Source organism: Mesorhizobium kamtschaticum (assembly GCF_056174585.1).
The window spans coordinates 3,822,970-3,834,809 of sequence record NZ_CM149691.1 but is presented as its reverse complement, the minus strand read 5'-3'; the positions used below and the strand labels follow the sequence as shown (position 1 = coordinate 3,834,809).

Sequence of the window (11,840 nt, the reverse complement as noted above, 5' to 3'; positions counted from 1 at the left end):
TGTCGCCCGGATTGACCCGAAGCTGCACCGCGCGCCGATCCCGTTGCCGAAAATCCAAACCACGGACGCGTCAAGGCCGGAGCCTGTTGCCCCTCGCCACGGCGTCTCGCTCAGGAATTGACGGGGCGCCCGTCAGCGGAGCGCCCCGGATCGAAAGACTTACTTCTGGATACAGGTGTCGACCGTGTCCTTGGTACATTCGTCGAGGCCGGTGAACACCGGATCGGCGACCTTGGTGCCCTTGATGAGATCGATCATCACCGAAGGCGCCTTGTAGCCCATTTCGAACGGCCGCTGGCCGACCAGCGCGGTGACAAGGCCATCCCGGGCGATCGCCACCTCGTCGCCGATCGTGTCGGCGGCCCCGATGACGAAGTCGTTCTTGGCTATCCGGTCCTTGAGCGGCCCGAACAGATCGCGATAGGGCTGCGGCGCGCCGAACAGCGGCCAGCCGCCCATGATGCCGAAGGCATCGAGCTTGGGATTTGCGGCGAGGATGTCGGTCATCGCCTGCACGCCCTTGGCGCCATCGTCATTGGTGAACACCGGGCAGCCGGCGACTTCCGTCCAGCCGCCTTCACCGGCAAGTGCCGCGAGGCCTTCCTTGCCCGACAGCGCGTCACGCATGCCTTGCGCACGACGCAGGATGTTGTCGGCCGCAGGATTGCCTTCGATGGTGCAGATCGTGCCGCCGTTCGGCTTGCCCTTCTTGATGTACTCGCCGATCTTCTTGCCCATCAGATAGTTGTCGGTGCCGAGATAGGTCTTGCGAAGTGCTGCATCCTCCTTGGCGAGGTCGGCGTCGATGGTCATGATCGGGATCGTCGGGTTGGCGGTCTTGATCGTCTGCGCGATCAGCGGCGCGTTGGACGGTGAAATCGCCATCGCCACCGTGTCGGCCTTGCTCAGCATGTCCTGAACGATCTGCGCCTCGCCGGCTTCGTCGGAAGTCGATGCCGGACCGGTGTAGAAGCATTCATATTCCGAGCTGGCGTTTTCCTTGTTCCACTTCTCGCAACCCTGGTGGATGGCTTCGAAGAACGGATTGTCGAGACCTTTCACCACGATGACGAGCTGCTTCTTGGCCAAAGCCGGCCCAGCGCCCAGCGCCATGGCGGCGACGGCGGCGAGCAAAACTGTTTTCCTCATATCAGTCCTCCCTTGGAAACAGACGGACACGGCGTGCCCGCCACACAGACCAACCCGGGAGCGATGACAGAGGATCGTTATGCGAGCGCTCGTGTCACCAAGCCAGGTCGATAAGCATTTTTCAGTTCGGTCAGCCAGATCCAGAGTGGGCTGGCAAGGACCGACAATTTCCACCAGACCGCGCGCGATAAACCGGCAACAGGGTCGGTGGAGTACTCCTCCAGCACTCAGCTAATAACGGCGCGAAGCCAACGTCAATGCCATTTGTCCTACAAAACGGATTTTTCGAAATGGCAAAATCTGTGTCCTGGAAGTCGCCGACCTTATTTCCCCGACAATTGCCGGTTCTTATTCGTCTGACAATTGACGCCCGCGCGGGCATTTGCGTAAATGCCTGCCATCGCTGTTTCCGGGAGGAGCTGGAGAGAGCGATGTGAAAGCCGCATCCTGTCCTGGGCCTGCGGCAGCACGGGGAGGCAAAGGCTGGTGGCGGTTCTCGAACTCACCAACATCTCGAAGCATTTCGGCGCCATCCAGGCGGTCAACGACGTGTCGTTGTCGATCGAGCCCGGCCAGGTCGTCGGCCTGATGGGCGACAACGGCGCCGGCAAGTCGACACTGGTCAAGATGATCGCCGGCAATTTCCGGCCGAGCCATGGCTCGATGCGCATGGACGACAAGGAACTGATCCTGCACAAGCCCGTCGAGGCCCGCCAGCACGGCATCGAGATCGTCCACCAGGACCTGGCACTCTGCAACAATCTGACCGCGGCGGCGAACGTCTATCTCGGCCGCGAATTGCGGCGCGGCGTCGGCCCGTTCCGCATCCTCGACTACGCCACCATGTACAAGCGCGCCGGCCAGATTTTTGCCGAGCTGAAGTCCGAGACCCGGCCACGCGATCTCGTCAAGCAGATGTCCGGCGGCCAGCGCCAGGCGGTGGCGATCGCCCGCACCAGGCTGTCGCAGGCCAAGATCGTGCTGATGGACGAGCCGACCGCGGCAATTTCCGTCAGGCAGGTGGCCGAGGTCCTGAACCTGATCCGCCGGCTGCGCGACCAGGGCATATCAGTCGTGCTGATCAGTCACCGCATGCCCGACGTCTTCGACGTCGCCGACCGCGTCATCGTCATGCGGCGCGGTCGTAAGGTGGCCGACAAGACGATCGCGTCGAGCTCGCCCGAGGAAGTCACCGGGCTGATCACCGGCGCCATCGAACAGGTTTGATTTTCAAGCGTTTTCTCTATGGGGTAAGGTCGACGATGGCACTGACAATTGACCAGCCGATCGTGCACAAGCAGCAATCCTTGTTGACAAGGATGTTCGCCAGCCAGACCTTCTGGGTGGTGATAGCCGTGATCCTCGCCTGCCTGTTCCTGTCGTTTGCCACCGACGCGTTCGCCACCTCGAAGAACCTCTACAACATCACCCGTAATGTCACCTTCGTCGCTATCATCGCGCTCGGCATGACCTTCGTCATCATCACCGGCGGCATCGACCTGTCGGTTGGTTCGGTGCTGTGCCTGTCGTCGATGGTGCTGGCCGTCACCATGCATGCCGGCTATTCGATCGAAATCGGCATCCTGGCCTCGATTGCCACCGCACTCGCCATCGGCGCCTTCAACGGCATTCTGATCGCTTATATCGGCTTTCCACCCTTCGTCGTCACACTTGGCATGCTGTCGATCGCCCGCAGCCTGGCCATGGTTGCCTCCAACAACACCGTCGTCTTCCAGTTTGGCCCGGACCACAACAAGCTGCTGGCGCTTGGCGGCGGTGCCTGGGTATTCGGCATCGCCAATCCGGTGCTCTACACCATCATACTGGCGCTGATCACCGGCTTTACCCTGCGCTGGACCAAGTTCGGCCGGCATATCTTCGCCATTGGCGGCAACGAGCACGCGGCAACGCTGACCGGCGTCCCGGTGAAGCAGATCAAGGTCGCGGTCTACATGATCTCAGCGCTGGCGGCCGGCATTGCCGGCATTATCCAGACCGGTTGGCTGGGTGCGGTCACCACCAATCTCGGCACCGGCATGGAATTGCAGGTCATCGCCGCCACCGTCATCGGCGGCGCCAATCTGGCCGGCGGCGTCGGCACCGCCTTCGGCGCCATTGTCGGTGCGGCCCTCATCGAGGTGATCCGCAACAGCCTCGGCCTGCTTGGCATCAACGCCTTTTGGCAAGGTGTCTTCATCGGCGGCGCCATCCTGCTTGCCGTGCTGTTCGACCGCATCCGCAATTTCAGGCGCAGCGATTGAGATCTGTCGTCGTCGAAGCGTTATTCGTTCCGGTGCCTATCGCTCAGTCTGAAAATCGGCTGAAGCGGCTCGCCATGGCTACCCGCCAACAGCCTATGCCTTGACGGAGACCGGAAACCGGCCGCACAATCCTCGATGCAGGCGAAGGGAGGCCAGTCGTCTGCGGGAGGTTATACCCATGACGGACGCGATCAGGCTCTACTGGGGCCGGTTCGGACATGTTTCTGTCCTGAATGTCGCAAGCGACTTCGTCACCCATGCCCATGTCGAGGCGCATCTGATCATCTGGCTCGAAGGCACCGCCGGCGAGATGACCATCGGCCGCGAGACGGTCCGGCTCGGACCCTGCACCGCCGCCGGCATCAATTCCTTCCAGCCGCACAGCCACGTCCTGTCGCAGAACGGCAGGCCGGGCCTGTTCCTGGCCTTCTACATCGATCCCGACTGGGCGCGGCGTCGCCGCGACCTGCCCTCCTCCGCGCCGCTGTTTTCGCAGGCGGCCATCACGCTGGAGCCCTGGCTGCATCAGGCAGCCGCCAGCCTGCTCGACCATCTGACCGACAATGAAAGCGTCGACGATGTCGCCAATTACGAGATCGAGCGCTTTATCGACTCGGTGCTCGATGCCGCCGATGCCTCGGCGCCGCACGAAGCGCGCATTCGCATCAACACCATGCAGGATTTCCGCGTCCGCAAGGCTATCCAGCTGATGAAGGCCAATGTCTGCGAGCGCATCTCCTTCGATGACGTGGCGCGCAGCGTCGGCTTGTCGCGGCCGCATTTCTTCGCTTTGTTCAAGGAACAGACCAATCTGACGCCCAACGTCTACTGGAACACGCTGCGCATGGAGGAAGCGGTGCGGCAGCTGCAGTGGTCGCAGGAGCCGCTGATTTCGGTTGCCTGCAATCTCGGCTTCACCACGCAGGGCAATTTCTCGCGCTTCTTCCGCGACCATGTCGGCGTGCCGCCGACGCTCTACCGCGAAGCCGCGCGGGCGAACGCCTGAGCCTGCCTGCCGAGCCCGCTTTTTCAGACTCCTTGATACGCACACAAGACGCTTTGATAAGCGTCGCCGCGGCCGGCGCCCTACCCTTGCCCAGCTGTCGCATTCGCAAGGGAACGTCCTATGGCCAAAGTCACCATCTCCAGCGTCATCGACGCGCCGGTCGAAAAGGTCTGGGCGCGCATACGCGACTTCAACGGCCTGCCGGGCTGGCATCCGCGCATGGTCGAAAGCCATATCGAGGACGGCAAGGACGCCGGCACGATCGGCTGCGTGCGCAATTTCGAGCTCGCCAGCGGCGCCCGCATCCGTGAAAAACTGCTCGACTTCTCCGATGAGACCTTCCTCGTCAGCTATTCCATCCTGGAGACGCCGCAGCCGCTCACCAACCACAAGGCGACATTGCAGCTCAGGCGCGTCACCGACGGCGACCGCACCTATGCCGAATGGACCGCCAGCTTCGATGCAGCCCCCGAAGAAGCCGACAAGATCGCCGCTGGCATGGGCGCCAACGTCTTCCAGGGCGGCTTCAATGCCCTGAAGAGCCATTTTGCCGGCCAGAGCTGAAGGAGCGAGCCATGGCGCTGGCACTCCAGACTTTCGCAACGGTGAAGGACGCCAACGCGGCACTGAAAGCACAGGGCACTCGATATCTCGGCGGCGGCACGCTCGTCATCCGCGCGGCCAATGAAGGTGATGTCTCGATCTCCGGCCTTGTCAGGTCGACCGACCCGGCTTTGTCGGCCATCGCGGTCTCCGGTAGCAAGGTCCGCATCGGCGCTTCGGTGACGATGGCGGCGATCGCCCGTCATCCCGACCTCGGCACGCTCGCCAAGGCCGCGCGCGCCGTCGGCGGTCCGGCGATCCGCAACATGGCGACCGTCGGCGGCAATCTGTTCGCGCCGGCGCCCTATGGCGATTTCGCCGTGGCCTTGCTGGCGCTCGACGCCATGGTCGGTACTGATGACGGCGAATTGCCCATCGAGGCATTTCTTTCCGCGCGTGACGACAGCCGTGCCATCGTCACGTCAGTCAGCTTCACGCTGCCGAAGGCCGACAGCTTCCGCTTCCTGAAAGTGTCGCGGGTCAAGCCCAAGGGCGTCTCGGTGCTCAGCATCGCCGCGGTTCTGGAACAGGCTGCCGACGGCACTATCTCTTCGGCGCGGATCGCGCTTGGCTGCATGGCTGACCGGCCGGTGCGTGCCAAGGCGGCGGAAAAGGCGCTCAAGGGAAAGTCGCTTGACCAGAACGGCATCGCGGCAGCGCTGGCCGCCGCCACCGAAGGCACCGCACCGATCACCGATCCGATCGCCAGCGCCTGGTATCGCGCTGAAGTCCTGCCGGTCCATCTCGGCCGGCTGCTGCTGACCTGAAATCACCCGTTGGGGGGCGCGCGTCTGTCCGATCCGTCGGACAGGCGCGCAAGGAGGAAACATGGCGAAGGTCCCGGTTCAGTTCACGCTCAACGGCTCCGAAAAAGCCGAATTCATCGACAGCGGCACGACGCTGCTCAACGCCTTGCGCGACAAGGTCGGCGACACCTCGCCGAAAGGCGGCTGCCACCAAGGCACCTGCGGCGCCTGCTCCGTCATCATCGACGGTGAGCTGAGGCTGTCCTGCCTGACGCTGGCTGAAACCTGCAACGGAACAACCATCACCACGCTGTCAGGACTGTCGGAAAGTGGCGTCTTGCATCCCTTGCAGCGCGCCTTCCTCGACGCCTTCGCCACGCAATGCGGCTTCTGCACGCCGGGCATGATCATGGCCGCAAAGGTGCTGCTCGACCACACGCCCAACCCCAGCCGTGTCGAGGTGGTGGAGGCGCTGTCCGGCAACATCTGCCGCTGCACCGGCTACGAGCCGATCATCCAGGCGGTGCTCACCGCCGCGCGGTCCAACTCTCAGAACGCGGCTTGAGGGAGCAAAAGAATGGAACTGCGGAAAAACTACTTCGCCGATGTGCGCAAGGACGATCTGCACGAGATCGGCCAGCCGAGACCGCGCTCGGATTCGCCCGGCCATGTCACCGGCAAGACAGCCTTTTTCGCCGACCGCAACTTTCCCGGCATGCTGCACCTGAAGATGGTGCGCAGCCCGCACCACCATGCCCGCATCCGCTCGATCGACACCTCGGGAGCGGAGAAGCATCCGGGGGTGGTCAAAATACTGACCGCCAAGGACGTGCCGCACAATGTCTACACCATCCTGATCCTGATCCAGATCGGGCCGGAGGACGAGACGGTGCTGGCCGACGGCAAGGTGCGCTGGAAGGGCGAGGCCGTGGTGGCGGTGCTGGCCGAGACCGAGCGCGCCGCGCAGGAAGCCGCCGCCAAGGTCAAGGTCGACTACGAGGTGTTGCCGGCCGTCTTCGACATGGAGGAGGCGCTGAAACCCGGCGCGCCGCTGGTCAACGAATATCACGGCCAGAACTATTATCTCTATGACAGCGGCGAGTGCCGCAAGGTGCGTTTCGGCGACGTCGAGGCGGGCTTCGCCGGCGCCGATCACATCCTCGAACAAAGCTATCAGTCCTCGCCGATCGAGCATGCGCCGACCGAGACCACCGGCTGCATCGTGGCGCCCGAGGGCAATGACCGCTTCACCTGCTACACCAACACGCAGGCGATGTTCTTCACCCTCGACAACGCCTCGATCATCCTGCAGATGCCGGGCAGCAAGCTGCATTTCGTCGGCGGCACCGTCGGCGGCGGCTTTGGCGGCAAGGTCGACGTCATCGTCGAGCCGATCGCCATCCTCGGCGCCAAGCTCACTGGCCGCCCGGTCTCCTTCATCTACAGCCGCGAAGAGGAGATGCAGATCTCTTCGCCCCGCGCCGCCGAAAAGGTCGTCATCAAGGACGGCGTGATGAAGGACGGCCGCATCATCGCGCGCAAGGTTACCGGCTACACCGATGCCGGCGCCTACTCACGCCACTCGCCCTATGGCGCTCAGAAGGGCGCCGGGCACTATCCAGGCCCCTACACCATCCCGAATGTCTGGATCGACACCTACTGCGTCTACACCAACCGCACGCCGTCCTCGGCCATGCGCGGCTTCGGCGTCACCATCGGCGACTTCGCGCTGGAGGTGCAGATGGACAAGCTGGCGCGGCTGATCGGCATGGACCCGCTCGAATTCCGCTTCATCAACGCCTATCGCGACGGCGACATGAAGGCGCATCGCCAGCCGACCGAAGGCGCGGCGTTGATCGAGTGCATGCAGGAGGCCTCGCGCGCCGCCAACTGGCCGGTGGCGGAGAAGTACATGGCGATGTCCTCCTACGTGAAGGGAGCCTGAGATGGCGATCCGGCGCGGACGCGGCGTTGCCGCCATCAACTATCCCACGGGCATGAATCTCGGCGGCGACCCAACGCAGGCGCTGGTCCATTCGACACCGACCGGCAACTTCATGGTGACACTGTCGTCCGTCGATCTCGGCCAGGGCATGAAGCAGATCATGGCGCAGATCTGCGCCGAGACGATCGGCGTGCCGACCGACCGTGTCGTCGTCGACACCGCCGATACCGATACCGGCCCGCACTGCATGGGCACCTTCGCCTCGCGCGGCACCCACCGCGCCGGCAATGCCGTCATCCAGGCGGCGAAGGAAGCGCGCCAGGTGATGCTGGAAGTGGCGGCTGAGGAACTGGAGGTCAACGCCTCCGACCTCGAGACCGATGGCCAGGGCAACATACTGATCAAGGGTGCGCCGCAGAAATCGATCTCGATCTTCGATGTCGCGCTGTCGGCGCATTTCAAGCGCGGCCGCTCGATCTCAGGCCGCGGCATGTTCCTGATCCCGCGTTCCTATCCCGAGAAGGAAACCGGCGCGATGAAGCCGTCGACCTGCTATGCGCATGCCTGCACCGTGGCCGAGGTCGAGGTTGATGACGAGACCGGCGAGGTCACGGTGCTTAACGTGAAGAACGTCTTCGAGATCGGCCGCGCGCTGAATCCGAAAATGGTCGAGCAGCAGCTGGTCGGCGGTTCCTGGATGGGCATCAGCCACGCGCTCTACGAGACGACCGAGCCCTATTATCCCAACCGCGACCATGGCGGCACCGATTTCAACCAATATCTGATGCCTGGACCCGGCGACCTCGCCGAGACTGAGATCATTGTGTTGGAACGGCCGTCGGCCGACGGACCTTACGGCGCCAAGGGACCGGGCGAAATGTGCGCCAATCCGCAGATACCGGCGGTTGCCAACGCCGTCTTCGACGCGGTCGGCGTGCGCGTCGACACGCTGCCGATCACGCCGGAGCGCATCCTGCGCGCGCTCAAGGCGCAAGCGGCGAATTGAGAGACGCGATGTCTGGAGTGAATGCAGAGACTGTCGCGACCTCGCCGGAGGCGGTGGCGCAGCATCTCGCCGCCTCGCGCTATCTGGCCGACGACAGCCTGGCAACCGCCATCTTCCTGGCGATCCGGCTCGGCAAGCCGCTGCTGCTCGAAGGCGTACCGGGCGTCGGCAAGACGGAAGCGGCCAAGGCAATCGCCGAGCTGCTGGGCCGCGATCTGGTACGGCTGCAATGTTACGAAGGCATCGATGCCGCGCATGCGCTCTACGAATGGAATTATCAACGCCAGCTGCTCGCCATCCGCCATGCCGGCGAGCATGAGATCGATATCTATGACGACCGGTTTTTGATCGCTCGCCCGCTCCTGCAGGTGCTGAGGGCACCAGAGCAACGCGTGCTGCTGGTCGACGAGATCGACCGTTCGGACCATGAATTCGAGGCGCTGCTTTTGGAATTCCTCTCCGATTTCCAGATCAGCATTCCCGAGCGCGGCACCATCCGCGCCACCGCACAACCGATCGTCATCCTGACCTCGAACCGCACCCGCGAACTCGCCGAAGCGCTGCGCCGGCGCTGCGTCTACCACTGGATCGGCTATCCCGATGCCGAGCGCGAAGCCGCCATCATCATGCTGCGCGCCGGCGATGTCGCCGAGGCCACCGCGCGCGCCGTGGCGTCAGCCGTGCAGACCATCCGTGCTCGCCCGCTGGCCAAGCCGCCCGGCATCGCCGAGGCCGTCGAATGGGCCAATGCCGCCACCATCCTCGAAAAAGGCGGCAGCCCCTGGCCGGAAGCCTTCCGTCGCGCCATCGGCGTGCTGATCAAGGACGAGGAAGATTTGTCCTGCATCGCGCCGGAGCTTGGCCGGATTGTTGAGGAGGCTCTGGGGTGACGCGGGACCTCAATGATCCGCAACGCTGGCGGGACAGCCCCCCTCTCTGTCCTGCCGGACATCTCCCCCTCAAGTGGGGAGATCACCTGTCATTGCGGCTTTCGCCAATCTCCAGCGTCGCAGAGCTGAGCGAAGCGTCAAAGCTGCCAATCTCCCCCCTTGAGGGGGAGATGTCCGGCAGGACAGAGGGGGGCGACACACAATAATGCGGGGAGAAAGCTTGCCCCGCGCCGCCGCACCCTTGCTCGGTTTCGGCCGCCTGCTCCGCCGCTACGGCTTCGCCATCGCCCCCGAACAAGTCACCGGCTTCATGCAGGCAATAACACTGCTCGGACCACGCTCGATGGGCGACATCCGAGAGGCCGCTCTTGCCACGCTCGCCCCCTCGCCCGACCGCCGCGACGAATTCGAAGCGCATTTCCAGAGCCATTTCTACGGCAACACTTCAGCCGTGGTCGAAGGTGACGCCGATGAGGAAACCCGTATCAAGGATGATGGCGGCGCCGACGAAGAGCAGACCGAGGCCGATCGCAACGAAGAAGGCGGCGAACTTTCCTCGGTCCTGGAGCAATTGAGCACCCGCGATTTCCAGCGCGACGATCAAGGGCTGACCGCCTTCCGCCGCAAGCTGTCTACCGCCCTGCCCGCCCGCCGCTCCTTCCGCACCGTGCGCACCCATTCGCACGGCAAGCTCGATCTGCGCCGCTCGCTGCGCGAAATCGTCAGCGCCGACGGCGACGTCCCCTCGCCACTCCTGCGCCGCCGCCAAACGGTGCCGCGCAAGCTGCTGCTGCTGATCGATGTCTCCGGCTCGATGAAGCTGCACACGGCGGACTATCTCAAGCTGGCGCATGCCGCCGTGCAGGGTGCGGACCGCGCCGAAATCTTCACTTTCGGCACGCGGCTGACCCGCATCACCACGGCCCTCCGCATCCGCGACCGCGACCAGGCGCTGGCCCGCGCGGCCGCACAAGTTGATGATTGGGATGGCGGCACCAGAATGGGGCCGACCCTGCTCGCCTTCCTGTCGGTGCCACGCTTCTCGTCCTTTGCACGCGGTGCCGCGATCGTCATTCTCTCCGACGCGCTGGAGCGCGGCGACCATGCCGAGCTGGAGACAGCGATGCGAAGGCTGAGTGCCCGCGCCTTCCGGCTGTCGCTGGCAACACCTTTAGCCGGCGACCCGCGCTTTCGCCCAGTGACGGCGGCGCTCCGCGCCATCCTGCCGGTGCTGGACGATCTGGTCGACGGCTCCTCGCTCGCCGGCCTCGCCGATTTCATCCTGTCGCTCGCCCGCCCTGCCCCCGCGGCATCGACAATCTGGAAAAGGGTATCGTGATGCAGAAAGCCATCGACGCGCATTTCCACATCTGGCGCCAGCAGGACCAGCCCTGGCTGGTCGGGCCGATGGTGCCGCGCATCTTCGGCCCTTACGAGCCGATCCGCCGCGACTACCCGATCGGGGAATTCCTCGAAGACCAGAAAGGCGCCAGCGTCGAAAAGGCAGTCTATGTCCAGACCAACTGGGCGAAGGAGGATTTCGAGAAGGAAGTCGCCTTCCTGCAGAAAACGGCAGACGAGACCGGCTGGCCGCACGCCATCGTCGGCTATGCCGACATGACGGTCGACGATGTCCGCCACCAGATCGACCGGCTGATGAAATACAAGCTGCTGCGCGGCGTGCGCATGCAACTGCACTGGCACGAGACGCCGGCCTTCCGCTTCGCCGCCTCGGCCGATCAGGTCATCGCCCCCAAGGTGCGCGCCAATGTGGCCCGGCTGAAGGACTATGACCTGTCCTTCGACCTGCAGCTCTTCCCCGCCCAGATGAAGGACGGGCTGACGCTGGTCGGCGAAAACCCGCAAACCAATTTCATCCTCACCCATGCCGGCATGCTGACCGGCATGGAACCGGAAACCATCCAAGCCTGGACGGCCGGCCTGCGCACGCTGTCGGCGGCGCCGAATTTCTACGCCAAGCTGTCCGGCCTCGGCACCTTCGTCCACCGCAACGATCCGGCACTGATCGCCTATATCGTCGACAATGCGATCGACATTCTGGGCTCGGACCACCTGATGTTCGGCTCCAACTTCCCGATCGAGAAGCTCTGGACCAGCCACGCCGAGCTGATCAAGGCGCACCGCGATGCGGTGGCCAGGCATGGTGCGGCGGCCGAGGCCGATATATTCTGGAACACGGCGGAGCGGGTCTACAGACCCGTCTGACACAGGGG

The 11,840-nt window shown here is 64.0% G+C and carries 12 protein-coding genes; 11 read left to right on the top strand and 1 reads right to left on the bottom strand.

What is annotated here, in order from left to right:
• Positions 1–159 precede the first annotated feature (159 nt).
• Entirely contained in the window at positions 160–1,149 is a 990-nt protein-coding gene (locus AC0V7N_RS19000; protein ID WP_475450008.1) for a sugar-binding protein, read from the bottom strand.
• A gap of 486 nt (positions 1,150–1,635) precedes the next feature.
• On the opposite strand from AC0V7N_RS19000, the gene AC0V7N_RS18995 reads away from it, so the two are divergent.
• The 11 genes from AC0V7N_RS18995 (at position 1,636) to AC0V7N_RS18945 (ending at position 11,832) form a co-directional block, all read left to right on the top strand.
• Entirely contained in the window at positions 1,636–2,376 is a 741-nt protein-coding gene (locus AC0V7N_RS18995; RefSeq protein WP_475450007.1) for an ATP-binding cassette domain-containing protein, read from the top strand.
• A 35-nt stretch (positions 2,377–2,411) separates the two neighbouring features.
• A complete protein-coding gene (locus AC0V7N_RS18990) occupies positions 2,412–3,410 on the top strand; it encodes an ABC transporter permease (protein WP_475450006.1) in 999 nt (332 codons plus the stop codon).
• A gap of 178 nt (positions 3,411–3,588) precedes the next feature.
• Entirely contained in the window at positions 3,589–4,416 is an 828-nt protein-coding gene (locus tag AC0V7N_RS18985; RefSeq protein ID WP_475450005.1) for a helix-turn-helix domain-containing protein, read from the top strand.
• Positions 4,417–4,536: 120 nt separating this feature from the next.
• A complete protein-coding gene (locus tag AC0V7N_RS18980; protein ID WP_475450004.1) occupies positions 4,537–4,980 on the top strand; it encodes an SRPBCC family protein in 444 nt (147 codons plus the stop codon).
• Between the two features lie 11 nt (positions 4,981–4,991).
• On the top strand, positions 4,992–5,786 hold the full coding sequence (locus AC0V7N_RS18975) for an FAD binding domain-containing protein (RefSeq protein WP_475450003.1): 795 nt from the start codon (positions 4,992–4,994) through the stop codon (positions 5,784–5,786).
• Positions 5,787–5,847: 61 nt separating this feature from the next.
• On the top strand, positions 5,848–6,330 hold the full coding sequence (locus tag AC0V7N_RS18970; protein WP_475450002.1) for a (2Fe-2S)-binding protein: 483 nt from the start codon (positions 5,848–5,850) through the stop codon (positions 6,328–6,330).
• 12 nt (positions 6,331–6,342) lie between these two features.
• Positions 6,343–7,710, top strand: a complete 1,368-nt coding sequence (locus AC0V7N_RS18965; protein ID WP_475450001.1) for a xanthine dehydrogenase family protein molybdopterin-binding subunit — start codon at positions 6,343–6,345, stop codon at positions 7,708–7,710.
• Position 7,711: 1 nt separating this feature from the next.
• Positions 7,712–8,716, top strand: coding sequence for a xanthine dehydrogenase family protein molybdopterin-binding subunit (locus tag AC0V7N_RS18960; protein WP_475450000.1), 1,005 nt, complete (start codon positions 7,712–7,714; stop codon positions 8,714–8,716).
• Positions 8,717–8,724: 8 nt separating this feature from the next.
• Positions 8,725–9,606, top strand: a complete 882-nt coding sequence (locus AC0V7N_RS18955; protein ID WP_475449999.1) for an AAA family ATPase — start codon at positions 8,725–8,727, stop codon at positions 9,604–9,606.
• Positions 9,607–9,808: 202 nt separating this feature from the next.
• Positions 9,809–10,945, top strand: a complete 1,137-nt coding sequence (locus AC0V7N_RS18950; protein ID WP_475460393.1) for a vWA domain-containing protein — start codon at positions 9,809–9,811, stop codon at positions 10,943–10,945.
• The gene (locus AC0V7N_RS18945) at positions 10,945–11,832 is read left to right on the top strand and encodes an amidohydrolase family protein (protein WP_475449998.1); all 888 of its coding nucleotides are present in this window, start codon (positions 10,945–10,947) and stop codon (positions 11,830–11,832) included. The genes AC0V7N_RS18950 and AC0V7N_RS18945 overlap by 1 nt, the downstream gene beginning before the upstream one ends.
• The last annotated feature ends 8 nt before the right edge of the window (positions 11,833–11,840 follow it).